We start from the raw sequence: 17,884 nt of genomic DNA on the forward strand, positions 1-17,884 counted from the left end.
TATTGCCGTGTGACCTGGACGACACGAAACGGCCCTGAAACCGGACAGTCCCACGAATTTCCCCGCCGCTTTGCGGCTCCTCGCGAGACAAATTCATGCGCCTGTCCGGTGCTCCGCTTTGCTGCGCCCTTGCAGGTTCAGGCCCGCCCCGCGCCGTCCGGGCGGTCCGGCGTCGACGGGGACAAGGTGTCCCTCGAAGACAGCCACGGAAACGAAAAGGAGACCCCCATGGCAAACGCACTCGGATATGTCAGCGAAACCAAAACCGGCTTCGAAGGCGCCCTCGCAATGATGAACCTCTCAGCCGCCATCCGCATCGAAAAGAACGCGGACAAAGCTGAAGAGGCCCAGCCGGACTACCGCATCTTCGCCGGTGAGACCGCGACCGAAATCGGCGGCGGCTGGATGCGCAAGGCAAAGTCTTCCGGCCGCGAATACGTCTCCCTGACCCTCGCAGATCCGCAGATTGGCCCGCGCCGCATCTACGCGAACCTCGCACCGGTCAAAGGCAAGAAAGGCCGCCACGTGATCCTCTGGAACCCCAAGGACTAGCCCCGCACTCATCGCCAAACTGGCCGCTCCGGAGATCATTCCGGGGCGGCTTCTGGCATGTTTAATTCGCTCGATAGAGGGGCATCTGTATGCTTACGAAGTCATGCGCGCTGCGCATGGTTAAACAGGGTATCGCCGCGGAGCCGCATATCTTCGTGACTCCCAATTAGAATTTTCTTTTGTTTTCTGGGACGTGTTGAAGCCGCCACGTTGATCTGTGCCCGGCAAGACGGGGTACGGGGAATGAACGAGGCAAAAGGACGTCCAAGTCCTTTCCTGACGACGAAAGAGGCGGCGGCTTATCTGCGTATCACGGTTCGCACGATGGAGAACTGGCGCTGGTCGAACAATGGACCGCAATACAGAAAACATGGCGGCACCGTCGTCTATCATGTCGATGATTTGAATGATTATTCGACCGTCTGGAATAGGTCCCGGGGAGGCGGTCATGGCGCTTGAAATCAGGGCATTGAGAACAGATTCAATCACATTGTCGATGGCCAATTGGAGACTTCTTTCGAGCAACTGGAGGGGCTTTTCATGAGCCTCCGCGCAGTATTTTGGAGCGGTATTTCTGTGCTCGGAGTGGCATTGACAGGCCTTCCGGCGACTGGTGTTTTACCGCCCATATTACTCTACAATCCGAGCGAAAGTGCTCCGCTTGGGTGGTATCGCGTCGAACCTTTGGAGGTGATTTCGCGGGGTGATCTGGTTGTCTCGAACCTGCCAGAGGCCGCTTCGAGACTCGCGATCCAGAGGCGCTATCTTGCGCCAGGCATCCCCGTCATCAAGAACGTCCGGGCGCTCGAAGGCGACACGGTTTGTGAGATCAAGGGTGTGTTACAGATCAACGGGACTTCGACTGTCCGCCTGCTATCAACAGATAGTATGGGACGCGCCCTGCCGTCTCCCTGGACGGGCTGCAGGCAGCTTCAGGCAGAAGAGGTTCTGCTCCTTTCTGATCGCACACCGGATTCCTTTGATGGACGGTATTTTGGAGCGGTCAGGGAGGGCGACATCATTGGTCGTGCGGTGTGGATAGGCGGTGATCGGAAGGAGCATGCAGAAGGGTTGATTGGGAAAAATGGGGACAGATCGGAATGCAAGATAAAAGCTCATGGAGCCAATGAGGGTCTATCACCTTGTCTGCACATCGATTTTTATGGTTCCATGCCTCAGTGTGTAGCTCTGTGGTTTGATGGAATCCTCAGCAAGGACTACAGATTGGCATGGTTCCATTCGCAGAAACTGGCCTGTTTTCCGCTGGATCGGTTCAAATGAGCACGCCGCAGGACAATCCCTTCACTCCCAGACCTGGCAGGATTCGGTCTGCCGGATCAGGGGGGCGCGCGAAGACCTATCTGACGCGGATGACGAAGGCGCTGTCGTCCGTCGGCGGCGTTCGCCGCACTACCCTTCCCGCCCGGCCCCGTATCGGTGCACGCGGTGGGCAGAGGCGCGTCATCGTCAAGGCACGCATTGTGCGCATGTCGGCATCGAGCGTGGCGGCACTGGCAGCCCACATCGGATACATCCGGCGCGACGCAGCGCTGGAAGAGAAGGATCGCGGGAAACTGTTTGACGCCATGAGCGAGGATGCCAACGCGTCCGATCTCGTCAAATCCATTACCGAAGACAGGCATCATTTCCGGTTCATTGTTTCGCCCGAAGACGGCGCCGAAATGGCAGACCTCAAGCCCTTCGTCCGTGATCTCGTCTCGCAGATGGAAACCGATCTGGGGACGCGGCTCGAATGGGTCGGCGCAGTCCACCATGATACGGGCCGGCCGCATGCGCATTTGGTCATCCGGGGGCGGCGTGAAGATGGCTCTGACCTTGTCATGCCGCGGGCGTATATTTCGCATGGGATCCGGGAGCGGGCCGAGGACCTTGTAACGCTGGAACTCGGGCCTGAAACTCGGCTCGAGCAGGAGCGCAAACTTCAATCGGATATCGCTGCCGAGCGCGTGACACGGATCGATCATTTTATCGCGCGTCAGGTAGGTCCCGAACAGGAATTTCGGTTGAAGGATAGTCCTTCACAGTATCGTACTTTGCATGCCGCGCGGCTGCGGACTCTGGAACGGCTTGGGCTTGCAGAGAAACTCGGAGCTGGACGCTGGCAGATGAAGGAGAATTTCCGCGAGGTTTTGCGGGGCTTGTCGGAAAGGCACGACATCATCAAGACGATGAACCGTGCTCTTGCCGGACGCGGTGACCGGCGGCTCGATACGGACGCTATCTTCGACAAGTCCGATCCCGGCGGGCGGAGCGTGACGGGCGTGGTTCTTCAGACGGGTCTTACGGGTGAAGCGCATGACCGGACCTATGTCATCATCGACGGTCTGGATGGGCGCGCCGTGTTTGTGGAGCTGGGTGTCGCCGGCGAGGTCGAGGAAGTAAAGCGCGGGGCGATTGTGACGGTGTCTCCGCCGAACATTGAACCGAAGCCGTCAGACATCACGATTGATCGGATCGCACGCGCGAATGGTGGGAGCTATTCGGCAGGTCTGCACCAGGCGGACGATCCCCGATACAGCCCGGAATTTGTCGCGGCTCATGTGCGACGGCTGGAGGCTTTGCGGCGGGCTGGTCATGCAGAGCGTTCAGCTGATGCGGAGTGGAAGGTTCCACCGGATTATCTAGACCGAGCGAGTTCGTACGAGCGGGCACAGGCGCGGTTACGGGCGGCGCAGGTGTTAGTTCGCTCGGAGCTTGGCTTGGCAGATCAGGAAACGGCCCTTGGTGTGACCTGGCTGGATGACGTCCCTGCCCCGTCTGGCGTGCCGCTCGGATTCGGAAAAGAGGTGGCTGAGGCGCAGGTGAAGCGACGGGCGTTTCTGACGGGGATTGGAATGAAGGTAGCGGCTGGCACTGGCTTGTCTGCGGCACAGAAGACGGAGTTGATGAAGCGAGATTTCGCGCGAGCTGCCCGGACGCTGAGCGTAGAGATCGGTAAGCCATATTCGCCAGCGCCGGAACGAGGACATGTCGATGGTACGTATCGCGAGCATGTGTCTCGGGTGAGTGGGAAGTTCGCGGTGATTGAGCGGCAGAGGGATTTTACGATTGTACCTTGGCGGCAGGTGCTGGAGCAGCGGCGCGGGATGGCCGTGTCGGGTGTCGTGCGCGGGGGACGGATTTCGTGGGCGCTGGGGCGCGGGATTGGAATAGCGGATTAATATTGGTAGCACTAGTTTGGCCAGTGCCTCCATTACTATTTGAGCCAATCATTCTTTGTGTATGCAATCCGAACTTAGATGGCGACGCGCAGCGTGAACGCCGCCCTTCCGCGCCGCCACACCAAGGCTCTGTTCGTCCATTAGACTTTACTCAGGAGAACGAGTCCTTTACCCACTCTTAACTAAGAATGGGCAGAAGACCCATTTCCGAGGGCCACGTGATTTACGTATCAACATCCAAGGTAATCGAATTGACTGGCTTGTCCGCTGTGGTTCTGCGCGAGTGGACGCGGCGCCGTGCGCTAATACCCGCAGATATACCCGCAGCCGGAAAGGGCAATGCGGCAAAGTTCAGTTGGAGAACAGTACTCATCATTCGGATTGCCAATCAGCTGAAAGAGGAGTTTCACCTACAACTCCAAGCCCATGCGCCGCAGTTTTCCGAGTTACGTGAGGTGCTTTCAGAACATTCATTTCTGGCGCTTTATGGAACCGCCATTGTTTGCAGCCCAAGCGAACCGTGGAGATTATCGCGGGCCGATGAGTTTGGCCCGACTTGTGCCTTTCTCAAACTACCTCTTCATGACCATCTGGAAGCCATTTGCGGAGCGTTCGGTAAAGCAAGCCCACGAACACGATCGCAACAGTTTGACTTATTTCCGGCAACCGAAATCAGAACTATGCGAGTCGACTTTGAGCGTAGCGGGCGTGATGTCGGACGGAGGCAAGCATGAAACGTGCGCCCCGTGCAGTCAAATGGCTACCGAATCACTGGCAAATGTTCGTCTTTTGTTCTATGCCGTTAGGCACTAGTCCAACAGGTTTCCCCAATGACTGACACGATCTTCGACGAATGGCTCCGACGTCTCGGTTATGCCGATTTTGGAAAGTCTCTCCATCGTAGCGCTGCCGATGTCGACCCGCGCCACCCATATGCGCCAGAATTGAATGCTCTGCTTGCCGAGGACGGTTCGATTCGTGCCCGGGCTGTGTTCGATGTTGACGGCGTCCCTACCGTGGTTTTCGTAAGTGGAGATGGAACTCCGCTTACGAAGGTAGAGCTTAACCATGTTCGGCAGCGTGTGTGGAATCAGAACCTAGCGCAAATCATCTTGGAAATTGACAGTGACCGGGTATTGGTTCGACCGGTTATCAAGGCTCCGGATTCACTAGAAATTGTCACTGCGGAAGAAGCACGTCCAGACGGGCCTTTCTCCGGTTTCGACGTATCCTCAAACAGTCTCGCACGCCGTCTCCCAGAATGGTTCGACGCTGGGGATCGGGTTGATCGCATGCTTCTCACAAACTTGTCGGTTTGTGTGCGCGAGGTGGCGCAGGCTGGTTACGGCGAGCTACCAGTAGACGATTTTTCTCGACGTCTGGCTGAATTACTCATGGGTCAGGTGCTGTTCGTTTCCTATCTTGAACATCGCGGCATAGTCAGCGACGTATATCGCTCTCACCATAAGGTTGGACGCCTGCATCAGTTGGTTACAGAACGCGACATTGGCGGAGTGCGCCGCCTTATTGACAGGCTCAAAGAAGACTTCAACGGAGACTTCCTAAGCGATGACCGACACGATCCATGGCAGTCTCTCAATGCTTTTGGATTTGAAGCGCTGGAACGTTTTCTTAACCGCACCGATATGAGTACCGGCCAAGGCGACTTTTGGAACTACGATTTTAGTCTGATTCCCGTCGAGTTGCTGTCGGGACTCTATGAGTCCTTTCTTTCAGAAGACGTACAATCGTCAACAGGCGCCTATTACACGCCACGCCACCTAGCAATGCTGGCTGTTGACCAGGCTTTCAGCGCGTCGGCCGATCCACTGCAGGAGACAGTGTTCGATGGCGCGTGTGGCTCTGGAATTCTTTTGACAACAGCTTTTCGCCGGATGATCGCACTGACAGAAGCACGCGAGGGTTCGCCGCTTAGTTTCAAGCAACGCCGCCAGTTGCTGGCCAGGCACATCTTTGGCGCAGATATCAATGAAATGGCATGTCGTGTGACGGCGTTCAGTCTATATCTATCCCTATTGGAGGGCCTTGATCCGTCAGATATCCGCGAAGCACAGAGCAAAGAGCGAGTGAAACTCCCTACGCTGAAAGGGGTGAATCTTCTGTTCGGAGCCACAGGTGACTTTTTTAGCCCGGACCACGGATTCAACGGTCGCACATTTTCTCTTGTCCTTTCCAACCCTCCATGGATCGAGCCACGCGGCAGCGACGTGACGAGCGCCGACATTTGGGCACAACAGATGAAGGCCCCCGTAGGACATCGGCAAGTTGCTGCGGCGTTCTCAATCAGAGCCTTGGAGTTTCTCTCCGACGGCGGGCGCCTTTGCTTGATCCTTCCAATTAATTTGTTTCTCGGGCCATCGAAGCAGTCCTTCGTGAAACATCTATTCGAGACTGCTCGTCCAATCCGGTTGATCAACTTCGGTGATTTTCAAAATTTACTCTTTCCTTCCGCCGAACACACTTGCCACGTGCTATTGGCTGAAAAGCGCAACTCCCGTCCAGTGGTGATCGCTGTTGAGGAACGGTTTGACTACTGTGTGCCGAAGGCTGACATGAGTTTGGCCTACGGTCGCTTGACACTTTCTTCCAACGATCGCCATAGCGTTGCGACACGGGCAGTAATCGACCAGCAAGATATCCTAACTGTATTCATGTGGGGTGACGCGTTCGACCAATCCTTACTCCATCGACTTGGGGTGTTCGGAGAACTCGGCGATTATTGGAGTGGCCCGAAAAAAACAAGGCGCTGGCAAGCACGCAAAGGCATTCACATAATAGATCGGCAACGTGAGCCAGTGAGCGCAGAGCCTCTCCGAGGAATGCCCCATGTCGCCACAACCGCACTGGGCGCTGGTGTCCCCGTACTGCATCCTGATCTATTACAGCCTTGGCCCGAGGAGATTGATCAAGTAAGCCACATTTCTGACGAAGTCCTTGAAGTCTTCAAAGGTCCACGCATTCTGTATACTGATGGATTTTCCAAAGAAGATCTTTCAGTTCGGGCTGCGTACACTGAAAGCACAGCGAGTTTTACGGCGAGTGTGGGTGTTATTTCAGGCCCCCACGACGACGCCCGTCTCCTACGCTTCGTAGCAGCCTATTTGCGTTCGACGTTGGCTCGATATGTCCTTATGTTCCGATCCTGGACAATGTTGTGCGAGCGAAATGCGGTCCGGCTAGTAGACATCGGCGGTTTCCCATTCCACGAACCTGAGAATGCGGATAAGCCTGAGGTAGCACGTAGGGCGTTCGATAGAACGGTCGAGTTGATGCTTAAACTGGAAGGTTTGCCAGATTTAGAGCAACGCCGCGCATATGAAGATATGGAATCGGAAATCGACGAGCACCTGTTCGACTATTTTGCAATTGATGCCTTCGAACGAGCAATCATCTCCGAAACGGTGGCGCTTCTTTTGCCATCAATCCGACCGCGTAGCTTCGGTAATCTTGACACACCAGCTCAAACTCGCGCCGGTCTTTCTGACGTTCGTTCCTATGTTCGTGCACTCGCGACGGCACTCGACGTCTGGATAGCCCGCACAAACGGCAATGGACGTTTTGATGTTTCTGCTCTTTCAAGCTCCGCACACGCTGCGGGCGGAATGGGAGCAATTAGGATTTATTACAAACAGAACAATTCTCTCCGCTCGAAAGCAAATGCACGCAGCGACAGCGATGCCTTGATGGCATTGCTTAATCAGGCCCGCGCCGACGGATTTGGCCGGGTCTCTGCCGGGTTCGGCCTTGGACTAGCGCCTGATGCTTTTGTGTGGACCGACGACGCGTTGATAATCGCCAGGCCCCTGACCCGGCGCAACTTCTCATTACGACAGGCGTTCCGCGATGCCGAAACAATTGTCGAACAAGTTCAATTCAACAACGCAGCAGCGAAGGTCGCATGACTATCGGAGGGGCGCCGCCGGACTGGATTTCCGCATTTCCGCGGCAACCGGTAGAAGCTGCTGCTGCAACGCTTCAGCAAGCGTGGCAGGAACTTGTTCGCCGTAACGCGCCAGGCTTCCAACCGAAAGATCGAGAAGATCGCCTCACTGCAAAATTAAAGTTTCATTGTGATACTGTAGCTCGCAAACGCGGATTGTTGGGATCTTGGAGTGCCGAAAACAAGGTCGGAAATCTTGATGTCGAGTCCGGAGATATCATCTGGCAAAAGCGCACGGATATCTCTTTTCATTGGAACGACGACCAACAAACCATGGTGTTCGTATTTGAATTCAAAAAAGTCAGCCATACAGTGACGAGCCGAAAGGCATACCTGGGTGATGATGGTATGGGCCGTTTCGTAGACGGATATTACAGCCAAGATGAAACTGCAGCAGCTATGGTAGCGCTACTAACAGGTCCCGAAGAAAAAATTGTGCCCAACCTCCAGCACTCCTTAAGCGATGGATCATACGAGGCGAAACTTCGACAGCGCAAGAACGGTAGCAGCAAGCTAATCACTCAGCCATCACAAGTAATCGCGCTGGCTGCCTTCGACACAGACCATGATCGCTCGAACAATCGCGCACCCATACGCTTAGCGCACATATTTCTCGGCTGGCCTACTCCTTAGTCTTAGCTACGTGGCAATCCCGCGTACGGCTGTTGTTGGACCGTACGCCAACGTCGATTGTTGATCAGAGTACTAAGCCTGCCATTCTTTGCCGATAATACGAATACTGTCGACAATTTGCTTAACGGGCTAGCGATCCCCAAAGAAATTGGATCCCACAAATTCTTCCCGGCACTTCACCCACACCACTCACCAGTTCCGAAATCTTCAGAATACCCCCTGATTTCCCCCAATTTCCTCTCTGGAGACTGAGGCGATGATTGGTCAGGTTCAGTGTCATGAAACATGGCACGAACCTCTTCTGGCAGATCCTCCTTGTCTTGCTCGTCGTCCTCCTGGCGCTTTGGTGCGCGACGGAGTGGACAGCGTGGTCGCTTGGCTGGTCACCCCGGCTTGGTGAACCCTTCTTCGTCATCCTCGACATGCCGGTGTACGTGCCCTGGGCCTTCTTCGGCTGGTGGTACGCGTTCGATGCTTACGCGCCGGATGTGTTTGACCGGGGCGGACTTATCGCCGCTTCGGGCGGTGTCGCGGCCATCGTGATCGCGGTAACTGGGTCGATCCTCCGCGCACGCTGGGACAAGCGGGTCTCAACGTTTGGCTCTGCGCGCTGGGCGGAAGGCAAGGATTTGCGTAAGTCCGGACTTTTGAAGCCAGCCGGCGTGTTCCTGGGCCAAGCATCAGGATCCTATCTCCGCCATGACGGACCCGATCATGTCATGGCCTTTGCGCCGACCCGCTCCGGCAAGGGCGTGGGCCTTGTTGTCCCGACGCTCCTCTCCTGGCCGCATTCTGTTCTGGTGCACGACATCAAGGGCGAGAATTGGCAGTTGACCTCAGGCTGGCGCTCGGAGTTTTCCCACTGCGTGCGGTTCGACCCGACCGACGTGGTCTCGGCGCATTTCAATCCCCTGATGGAAGTGCGTAAGGGGCATTGCGAAGTGCGCGACGTCCAGAACATTGCCGATATTCTCGTGGACCCTCAGGGCAAGCTCGGAGATCTCGGGCACTGGGTCGACAAGGCGAACTCCCTGCTCGTCGGCGTGATCCTGCACGTCCTTTATGCCGAGCGCGAGAAGACGCTGGCGCGCGTATCGAGCTTCCTTGCCGATCCCGACCGGACATTCCGCACGACGCTGTCGATCATGCTCCGGACAAACCACCTTGGGACCAGCGATGCGCCAAAGGTTCATCCCGTCGTCGCCGAGACAGCCCGAGAATTGATGAACCAGGCGGAGAACGAGCTCTCCGGCGTGCTGTCAACAGCGCTGCGGTTCCTGTCGCTCTATCGCGACCCGGTGATTGCCGAAGTCACCTCGCGGAGCGATTTCCGGATCGAGGATCTGGTGTCCGGCGACCGGCCGCTTTCGCTCTACCTCGTCGTCCCGCCCTCGGACCTTTCGCGGACGAAGCCCCTGATGCGCCTCATCCTCAATCAGGTGGGCCGGCGGCTGACGGAGCATCTCGAGATTCGTCCTTCGGTATTCTCGCGTGGCAGATCGCTTTTGGCGAACATTCTCGGAGTTTGCGGGCTGCTTACGCCGCAGGTTTCTGTGCCGGTCGTAAAGTCCCGTCGGCGTGTCCTGTTCATGCTGGACGAGTTTCCTGCCCTTGGGCGCCTCGACTTCTTCGAAAGCACGCTCGCCTATATGGCAGGCTATGGCCTCAAGGCCTTCCTGATCGCGCAATCCCTCAATCAGATCGAAAAGGCTTATGGCCCCTCGAATGCGATCCTCGACAATTGTCATGTCCGGGTGGCGTTCGCGACAAATGACGAGCGCACGGCGAAGCGGATTTCCGATGCACTCGGCACCAAGACCGAACAGCGGGCCATGAAGAATTATGCAGGCCACCGGCTCGCGCCCTGGCTGTCGCACAAAATGGTGTCGCGTCAGGAAACTGCCCGCCAATTGCTGACGCCCGGCGAAGTGATGCAACTGCCCGCAGACCAGGAACTCGTCCTTGTCGCAGGCTCCCCGCCGGTGCGCGCGCTGAAGCTACGCTATTACGAGGACCAGAACTTCACCGAACGTCTCAAAGACGCCCCTGCCTTCGCGGCCTGTATTCCGGACGTGCGGGTTGATGATTGGGGCAGCGAGGTCCGGTCGATCCATGAAGGCCTGATGCAGGCTGCAGAGCTCGAGCCTGAAGTCGAGGGCCTTGGGCCTCAGAAGGCGCGGGATGCGGCCGAGGATCGCGCGCGGCTTGCAGGCCCCTCGAAGCCAGGCACGGCGCGGCGCAAGGTGTGCAATCCCCTGCAGGCTAGTCTCTTCGACGCCCTCGTGCAGGCTGACAGCCTCGAACAGGCGACCGGCATTGATCTCACGGGGAATGGCCAATGAAGCTCCGGATCCAGCCCTATATCTCGCCAGAGAATTTTCACTGGCTGAAGGCCATGGCCAAACGCCCTGGCCTGTCAGAAAGCACGATCATCGATGGGGCAGTAACGGCCTACCGGGCAGGCGAGTCCGACAATAAGCGCGAAGCCGCCATCAATCGCCGGCTCGACCGACTGACGCGCCAATTCGGGCGGATCGAGCGGGACAATCTCGTCCTTGCCGAAACGCTCGCGACCTTCGTGCATTATTTCCTGACGGTGACGCCGCCGGTGCCGGCCAACCAGGTCGAGGCCGCCCGGGCCAAGGGCGACATGCGGTTTGACCTCTTTGTGAGGCAGGTCGCGGAGGCCCTCAGGTCGGGCCAGCGCATTCTTCAGAATGCCGTTGAGGATGTGACAGCGGACGCGGCCAGTCTTGAGCGCGAGCCCGAACATATGGGCGAGGTGCGGACCGATGCGTGACGTACAAAGCCAGACACGTACCCGCGCCATGCTGATAACGGCATTGGGGAGCGAGATTGTTGCAGCGCTGGACGACCCCGCCGTTGTCGAAATCATGATCAATCCCGACGGCAGGCTCTGGATCGAGCGGCATGGGTCTGGCCGATCCGAATCCGGCCTGGTTGTCACCGCTGGCGATGTCGAACGCGTCATCCGGCTGGTCGCAAGCCATATGGGCCGGCGCGTCGACGCAGCGTCGCCCATCGTGTCAGCAGAGCTGCCAATGGGCGGAGAGCGGTTCGAAGGCGTCCTGCCGCCGGTGGCGCCGGGGCCTTGTTTCTCGATCCGCAAACCAGCGGGACGGGTGGTCGCTTTGGGTGAGTATGTCGCCTCCGGCGTAATGGCACCTCATCACGCCGAAGCCTTGCGGTTGGCGGTCAGGACCCGCGAGAACATTCTCGTCGTCGGCGGCACGGGCTCGGGCAAGACGACGCTTGCCAATGCCCTGCTGGCCGAGATTGCCCGCACTGGGGACCGGCTTGTGATCCTGGAAGATACGCGCGAACTTGTTTCGACAGCCCGCGACTCTGTCCAGCTGCGCACTCAGCCCGGATCAGTAACTCTTGCAGACCTTGTCCGCTCGACCCTGCGCCTCAGGCCAGACCGGATCATTATCGGTGAAGTGCGCGGCGCCGAGGCGCTCGACATGCTGAAGGCCTGGAATACCGGCCATCCGGGCGGCATCGCCACCCTGCATGCCAACTCGGCCCTGGGCGGACTCTCCCGGCTCGAACAGCTGATTGGCGAGACCTCGGCGCAGGTGCCGCACGACCTCATCGCAGAAACAATCGACTGCGTCGTCTACATCTCCCGGCGCGCCGGGGTTCACCGCGTCGAGACAGTCGCGCGCATGAACGGGCTCGGGCGTCAGGGCTATGACCTGATCCCCGTCCAGCCGGACCTGCAGCTCGTCCTGCCGAGCCTGCCCTTTTCCGAACCGCTTCTCTCCACCGCTCCAGAAAGGACACCACCCCAATGAAATACAGACTGATCAAAGCCCTGAGCCTGACGGCTTTTGCCGTCGCGCTCACCTTCCCGGCCCATGCGGCTGGCTCCGGCATGCCCTGGGAAGCCCCGCTGCAATCGATCCTCGACTCCATCGAAGGGCCGGTCGCCAAGATCCTCGCAACCATCGTCATCATCCTGACCGGCCTTGGCCTTGCTTTCGGTGAGAGTGGCGGCGGCATGCGCAAGCTCTTGCAGATCGTGTTCGGTCTCTCGATCGCCTTTGCTGCGACCTCGTTCTTCCTGTCGTTCTTTTCGTTCGGTGGCGGGGCGACGCTCTGATGGCGGACAACCGTCCCCTGCCCCCTGGCTATAGCGTGCCGGTGCATCGCTCTTTGACGGCGCCGATCCTGCTCGCAGGGGCGCCACGGCTGGCGACGATCGTCAATGGTACGCTGGCCGCCGCGCTCGGCATCGGCCTGCAGCTCTGGGGCGTGGGGCTCGTCTTCTGGATCGTGGCGCAGGGCATCTGCGTGTTCGCTGCAAGGCGCGATCCGCAATTTGCCGACGTGCTGATCCGGCACATAAGAACGAGGGGCTATTACGCATGCTGAATCTTCGTGAATATCGCGCCCGCCCGGCTGCGCTCGCCGACCATCTCAAATGGGCCTGCCTGATCGCGCCCGGCATCCTGCTCAACAAGGATGGCAGCTTGCAGCGGACCTGTTTCTATCGCGGACCCGATCTTGAAAGCTCGACACCGGAAGAACTCGTCGCCGTCACAGCCCGCATGAACAATCTCCTCAGCCGGTTCGGGTCAGGTTGGGCGCTGCATATAGAAGCGGACCGGCGACCATCCGTCACCTATCCCGAAAGTTCCTGGCGCGACGCAGCCGCCTGGCTGGTCGATGAGGAACGCCGGGCGGCGTTCGAAGAGCACGGGCGCCACTTCGAGACCGATTGCTACCTGACCCTCACATGGATGCCACCGGCCGACCGGACGGCCCGGATCGAGCAGCTCTTCATCGACGATCCGGCAGACGCTCCAGCTGCGTTCTGGAGCGAGCATCTGGCGCATTTCGAAACCGAAACTTCCCGGGCGCGCGACATGATGGCGGATCTGATGCCGGAGGCGCGGTTCCTGGATGACGATGAGACGCTGACCTACCTGCATGCCTGCATCTCGGTGGCGCGGCAGACGGTGAAGGCACCCTCGCTGCCGATGTGCCTTGATGCGCTCATGGTCGATACGCCGCTGACGGGCGGGCTGTCACCCCGCTTAGGGGACGAAACGCTGAAAGTCCTCACGATCAACGGGTTCCCCGCAACCGGCGAGCCCGGGCTGCTCTCAGAGCTCGACCAGCTCGGCTTTGCCTATCGCTGGGTGACGCGGTTCCTGCCCCTCGACAAGCCCGAGGCCGAAAAGACGCTCAATGCCTATGTCCGCAACTGGTTTGCGAAACGCCGGTCGCTTACCTCTTATTTGCGCGAAATCCTCACCAATGAGCCCGCAACACTCCTCAACTCAGATGCCGACAATCAGGCCGCCGATGCCGACGAGGCCCTGCAGGCGCTCGGCGCAGGCCATGTTGCATTCGGCTATTGCACGACGGCGATTGTCGTTCGGCATGCGGATGCAGCGATCGCCGACGACCAGATCCGCGCCGTCGAGCGCGTGATCCGGGGGCGCGGGTTCACCTGCGTTTCCGAAAGCGTCAATGCCGTCGAAGCCTGGCTCGGCACGCTTCCGGGTGAAGCCTATGCCAATGTCCGCCAGCCGCTACTGAACACGATCAACCTTGCGCATATGGCCCCCTTGTCGGCACTCTGGGCAGGGCCGGAGCGCAACACGCACCTGGACGGCCCGCCGCTCCTGATGGCGCGCTCGGCCAGTGCGACACCGTTCCGGCTGGTCACGCATCAGGGCGATGTCGGACACATGATGGTGGTCGGGCCGACCGGTGCCGGCAAGTCGGTCCTCCTGTCGCTGCTGGCCTTGCAATTCCGACGCTACGCCGACGCGCAGGTGTTCATCTTCGACAAAGGCGGTTCAGCGCGCTGCGCGACGCTCGCCCTTGGCGGGACCTGGTATGAGCTGGGCCTTGAGGGCGACCTGGCGTTCCAACCGTTGCGGGCACTGGATAGTGAAGCCGGGATCGCTGAGGCGCAGGCCTGGGTGCTGGGGCTGATCGCTCAGGAGAATGTCGCGGTCACGCCCGAGGTGAAGCAAGCCGTCTGGACGGCGCTGCAGAGCCTTGGCGCGGCGCCTGTCGTGCAGCGCACACTAACCGGGCTTGCCGCGCTCATCCAGATGCCGGAGCTCCGGCAGGCGCTGGAACCCTATACGCTGGCCGGGCCCTATGGCGCGCTGCTCGACGCCGAAGAAGACAGTCTTGCCAACGGAGACATGCTTTGCTTCGAAATGGACGCGCTGATGCAGGACAAGCGGCTCGCCGCGCCCGTGCTTGCACATCTGTTCACGAAGCTCGAAGCCCGGTTCGACGGCCGACCGACCCTGCTCATCCTCGATGAGGCCTGGCTCTTTCTCGATCATCCGATGTTTGCGGGACGCCTGCGCGACTGGCTGAAGACGCTGCGCAAGAAGAACGTGTCCGTCGTGTGTGCGACGCAGAGCCTGTCGGACATCTCGGCCAGTTCAATAGCCCCGAGCCTGATCGAAAGCGCGCCGACCCGCATCTTCCTCGCCAATGCACGGGCCGAAGAGCCTTCGCAGCGCGCAGCCTATGAGGGTTTTGGCCTCAATGCCCGCCAGGTCGAACTGATCGCACGGGCGACGCCGAAGCGGGATTATTATGTTCAGACTCCGGAGGGCAATCGCCTGTTCGATCTCGACCTCGGGCCCGTCGCGCTCGCCTTCTGCGCTGCCGGTTCCAAAGCCGACCAAAAACTGATCTCCGAGATTCTTACTGCTTCAGGTCCGGACGGGTTCGCGCCGGCCTGGCTTGCGGCGCGCGGACTCCATTGGGCGGCAAACCTGATCGGAACAGAAGGAGACGTGCCATGCGCCGCCGAATGATCGCCATTCTTCTCGGATCCGTATCCTCGCTTGTCGGACTGGCGCCGCCTGCAAACGCCCTGCTCGGCGTGGGCGATGTCGTGATCGATCCGACCAACCTGGTTCAGAACATCGTGACAGCCACCAATACGCTCGAACAGATCAATAATCAGGTCCAGCAACTCCAGCATGAGGCCCAGATGCTGGTGAACCAGTCCGAGGACCTGAAGCGGCTCGACTATGCCTCGATCGAGCACCTGAAGCGCCTGCTCGAACGGATCGACACGCTGATGCGCGAAGCGGGTGAGATGACTTATGAAGTCGAAGAGTCCGAACGCCAGTACCGCGAGGCGTTCCCGGACTCCTATGAAGACCTCTCCAATAAGGAAATCCTTGTCGAAGCCGCAGACCAGTGGCAGATCAGCCGGGAGGCCTTCCGGGCCTCGATCCAGGTCCAGTCCGGGATTGTGACCTCGATTGCGGACGCGCGCGAGACGCTGACAGACCTTGTTGGTGAGAGCCAGGCGGCGACCGGGAACCTGTCCGTCTCCCAGGCCGGCAACCAGCTCGTCGCGCTCTCGGTCGAGCAACAGATGCAGATGCAGCAATTGATGGCCGCGCAATACCGGATGGTGGCGCTCGAAGAATCGCGCCGGGCCGCCATCGAGGAACAGGCCCGCATCCGTCACAAGCGCTTCCGCGGCGACGGCGTCGCCTACAGGCGGAACTAGCGCCATGGAAGATCTTGGCGTCATCGACCAGTTTGTTGCGACCTTCTCCGCCTATATCGACAGCGGGTTCGGTCTCCTGCAGCCGGATGTCGCGTTCCTGACCTCCGCCCTCATCGCGATCGACATCACGCTCGCCGGACTTTTCTGGGCCATGGGGCCGGACACGGATATTGTCGGCCGGTTCCTGAAGAAGGTCCTTTATGTCGGCGCCTTCGCGCTGATCCTCGGCAATTTTGCGCTCCTGTCGGACGTGGTGTTCACGAGCTTTGCACAGCTGGGGCTCAATGCCACTGGCGGCACGATTACCGCCGAGGACATCATGAAGCCGGGATTTGTCGCGGCCACCGGGTTCGATGCGGCTCTGCCCCTGCTCGACGAGATCGAAAAGCTGACCGGTCCGATCGCCTTCTTCCAGAACATCGTCATCATCGCTGTCCTGTTCCTCGCCTGGATCATCACGCTGCTGGCGTTCTTCTTCCTCGCGATCCAGCTCTTCGTCACGATCATCGAGTTCAAGCTGACGACGCTGGCCGGGTTCGTGCTGATCCCCTTTGCGCTCTGGAACAAGACCTCGTTCCTCGCCGAGAAAGTGCTCGGCAATGTCATCGCCTCAGGCATCAAGCTGATGGTGCTGGCGATCATTGTCGGCATCGGCTCGACCATTTTCTCCTCCATTACGTCGACCTTCCAGCCGGACGAGGTGACGCTCGAACAGGCTGCCTCCGTCATCCTTGGATCGCTCTCATTGCTGGCCCTCGGCCTGTTCGGGCCCGGGATCGCCACGGGCCTTGTCTCCGGCGCGCCGCAATTGGGCGCGGGCGCGGCCATCGGTACGGCCGCTGGCGTCGCGGCCGGGACAGTAGCGGGCGGCACCCTCGCCAAGGCGGGCATTGGCGCCGCAGCTGGCGGAACGCGCAGCGCCGTCGGCGCAGCAGCCTCCATGGCAGGCGGCGCCCGGACTGCCTACCAGATGAACGCCGCCGCTTCCGGAAAGTCCGGCGCCGGCGCCGCCATGGCGGGCATGAGCGGTGTCGCGGGCGCAGGTGTTCGCGCCGCTGCGTCCGGCGCTAAAGACTTTGCCCGGCGCGCCTTTGGCAATCCGCATGAGCGCCATCAGGCGGGAGCCCGCGCCGCTTTCGCGGCAACGGGCGGCACGGGCGCGCCGAACGCTGGTCCGACCAATGGCGGACAGAATTCTTCCCCTGACTGGGCCCGGCGTATCCGGCGCGACCAGTCAACCCGCGATGCCGGCATGATGGCGGCCTCAGCCGTGCGCGACGGCGACCGTCCCGGTGGCGGCACATCGATACAACTGAAGAATGACGAGGACTGACATGAAGCTCTGGAAGCGAACATCCACCCGCTATGGCGAGACACCGGAACCTGTGACACCCTACCAGCGCGCGGCGCAGGCCTGGGATGACCGGATCGGCTCTGCCCGCGTGCAGGCGGCCAACTGGCGGCTGGCGGCGCTTGGGAGCATCGCTTTGTCGTTCGTGCTCGCGGGCGGTCTTGTCTGGCGCTCGACCCAGTCCTTCGTCACACCTTACGTAGTCGAACTGACCGGTGAAGGCGCCGTGCGCGCCGTCGGCCCGGCCGATGGGCGCTATGAGCCGACCGATGCGCAGATTGCTTTCCACCTCGCAGATTTTGTGAAGAACACGCGGTCCATCTCCATCGATCCGGTCGTGGTCCGGCAGAACTGGCTGAAGGCCTATGCCTATGCAACCGACCGGGCGGCAGCCACGCTCAATGATTATGCCCGCGACAATGATCCATTTGCGGATCTCGGACGGCGCTCCGTGTCAGTCGATGTGACGAGCGTCGTGCGCGCGTCAGACGACAGCTTCACGGTTCGTTGGCGCGAGACCGCATATCGCAACGGCACTGAGACCGGCCAGTCCAACCATACCGGCGTGTTCTCGATCGTGATTGACCCGCCCCGCACCGAAGAGGCCCTCCGGGCCAATCCTCTCGGCCTCTACGTCCACGGCCTCAACTGGTCGAAAGACCATCAATAGGAGC

At 59.7% G+C, this 17,884-nt stretch carries 16 protein-coding genes; all 16 read left to right on the top strand.

Going from position 1 to position 17,884, the window contains the following annotated elements; all coding sequences use genetic code 11:
- Nucleotides 1-228: 228 nt before the first annotated feature.
- The 16 genes from B3527_RS01175 (at nt 229) to trbF (ending at nt 17,880) form a co-directional block, all read left to right on the top strand.
- Nucleotides 229-552, top strand: a complete 324-nt coding sequence (locus B3527_RS01175) for a DUF736 domain-containing protein (protein ID WP_034744474.1) — start codon at nt 229-231, stop codon at nt 550-552.
- 243 nt (nt 553-795) lie between these two features.
- On the top strand, nt 796-1,011 hold the full coding sequence (locus tag B3527_RS01180; protein ID WP_045695780.1) for a helix-turn-helix domain-containing protein: 216 nt from the start codon (nt 796-798) through the stop codon (nt 1,009-1,011).
- A gap of 81 nt (nt 1,012-1,092) precedes the next feature.
- Nucleotides 1,093-1,833, top strand: coding sequence for a S26 family signal peptidase (locus tag B3527_RS01185; protein ID WP_146740240.1), 741 nt, complete (start codon nt 1,093-1,095; stop codon nt 1,831-1,833).
- Nucleotides 1,830-3,734 carry a DUF3363 domain-containing protein gene (locus tag B3527_RS01190; protein ID WP_034741820.1) on the top strand — a complete coding sequence of 635 codons (1,905 nt, stop codon included), beginning with the start codon at nt 1,830-1,832 and terminating at the stop codon, nt 3,732-3,734. The genes B3527_RS01185 and B3527_RS01190 overlap by 4 nt, the downstream gene beginning before the upstream one ends.
- Before the next feature lie 218 nt (nt 3,735-3,952).
- Nucleotides 3,953-4,468 (top strand): hypothetical protein, encoded by a 516-nt coding sequence (locus B3527_RS01195; protein ID WP_146740241.1) that lies wholly within the window; start codon nt 3,953-3,955, stop codon nt 4,466-4,468.
- A gap of 96 nt (nt 4,469-4,564) precedes the next feature.
- Complete coding sequence (locus B3527_RS01200) at nt 4,565-7,657, top strand: HsdM family class I SAM-dependent methyltransferase (RefSeq protein ID WP_034741808.1); 3,093 nt, start codon at nt 4,565-4,567, stop codon at nt 7,655-7,657.
- Nucleotides 7,654-8,328 (top strand): hypothetical protein, encoded by a 675-nt coding sequence (locus tag B3527_RS01205; RefSeq protein WP_034741805.1) that lies wholly within the window; start codon nt 7,654-7,656, stop codon nt 8,326-8,328. Before B3527_RS01200 ends, B3527_RS01205 begins: the two co-directional genes overlap by 4 nt.
- Before the next feature lie 278 nt (nt 8,329-8,606).
- Nucleotides 8,607-10,670 carry an IncP-type conjugal transfer protein TraG gene (gene traG / locus B3527_RS01210; RefSeq protein ID WP_051615497.1) on the top strand — a complete coding sequence of 688 codons (2,064 nt, stop codon included), beginning with the start codon at nt 8,607-8,609 and terminating at the stop codon, nt 10,668-10,670.
- Nucleotides 10,667-11,128, top strand: a complete 462-nt coding sequence (locus tag B3527_RS01215) for a hypothetical protein (RefSeq protein ID WP_045695782.1) — start codon at nt 10,667-10,669, stop codon at nt 11,126-11,128. Before traG ends, B3527_RS01215 begins: the two co-directional genes overlap by 4 nt.
- Nucleotides 11,121-12,146, top strand: a complete 1,026-nt coding sequence (trbB, locus tag B3527_RS01220; protein ID WP_112074349.1) for a P-type conjugative transfer ATPase TrbB — start codon at nt 11,121-11,123, stop codon at nt 12,144-12,146. Before B3527_RS01215 ends, trbB begins: the two co-directional genes overlap by 8 nt.
- Nucleotides 12,143-12,454, top strand: coding sequence for a TrbC/VirB2 family protein (locus tag B3527_RS01225; protein ID WP_034815832.1), 312 nt, complete (start codon nt 12,143-12,145; stop codon nt 12,452-12,454). Before trbB ends, B3527_RS01225 begins: the two co-directional genes overlap by 4 nt.
- On the top strand, nt 12,454-12,726 hold the full coding sequence (locus tag B3527_RS01230; RefSeq protein ID WP_034741973.1) for a VirB3 family type IV secretion system protein: 273 nt from the start codon (nt 12,454-12,456) through the stop codon (nt 12,724-12,726). Before B3527_RS01225 ends, B3527_RS01230 begins: the two co-directional genes overlap by 1 nt.
- Nucleotides 12,720-15,149: a conjugal transfer protein TrbE gene (gene trbE, locus B3527_RS01235; protein WP_034741976.1), complete on the top strand. Its 2,430-nt coding sequence runs from the start codon at nt 12,720-12,722 to the stop codon at nt 15,147-15,149. The genes B3527_RS01230 and trbE overlap by 7 nt, the downstream gene beginning before the upstream one ends.
- Complete coding sequence (gene trbJ, locus B3527_RS01240; RefSeq protein ID WP_045695787.1) at nt 15,134-15,859, top strand: P-type conjugative transfer protein TrbJ; 726 nt, start codon at nt 15,134-15,136, stop codon at nt 15,857-15,859. The genes trbE and trbJ overlap by 16 nt, the downstream gene beginning before the upstream one ends.
- A gap of 4 nt (nt 15,860-15,863) precedes the next feature.
- The gene (gene trbL, locus B3527_RS01245) at nt 15,864-17,192 is read left to right on the top strand and encodes a P-type conjugative transfer protein TrbL (protein ID WP_273241493.1); all 1,329 of its coding nucleotides are present in this window, start codon (nt 15,864-15,866) and stop codon (nt 17,190-17,192) included.
- A 1-nt stretch (nt 17,193) separates the two neighbouring features.
- Nucleotides 17,194-17,880 carry a conjugal transfer protein TrbF gene (trbF, locus tag B3527_RS01250; protein ID WP_045695882.1) on the top strand — a complete coding sequence of 229 codons (687 nt, stop codon included), beginning with the start codon at nt 17,194-17,196 and terminating at the stop codon, nt 17,878-17,880.
- Nucleotides 17,881-17,884 lie beyond the last annotated feature (4 nt).

This window comes from Hyphomonas sp. UBA4505 (assembly GCF_002388685.1).
Classification (GTDB): Bacteria; Pseudomonadota; Alphaproteobacteria; order Caulobacterales; family Hyphomonadaceae; genus Hyphomonas.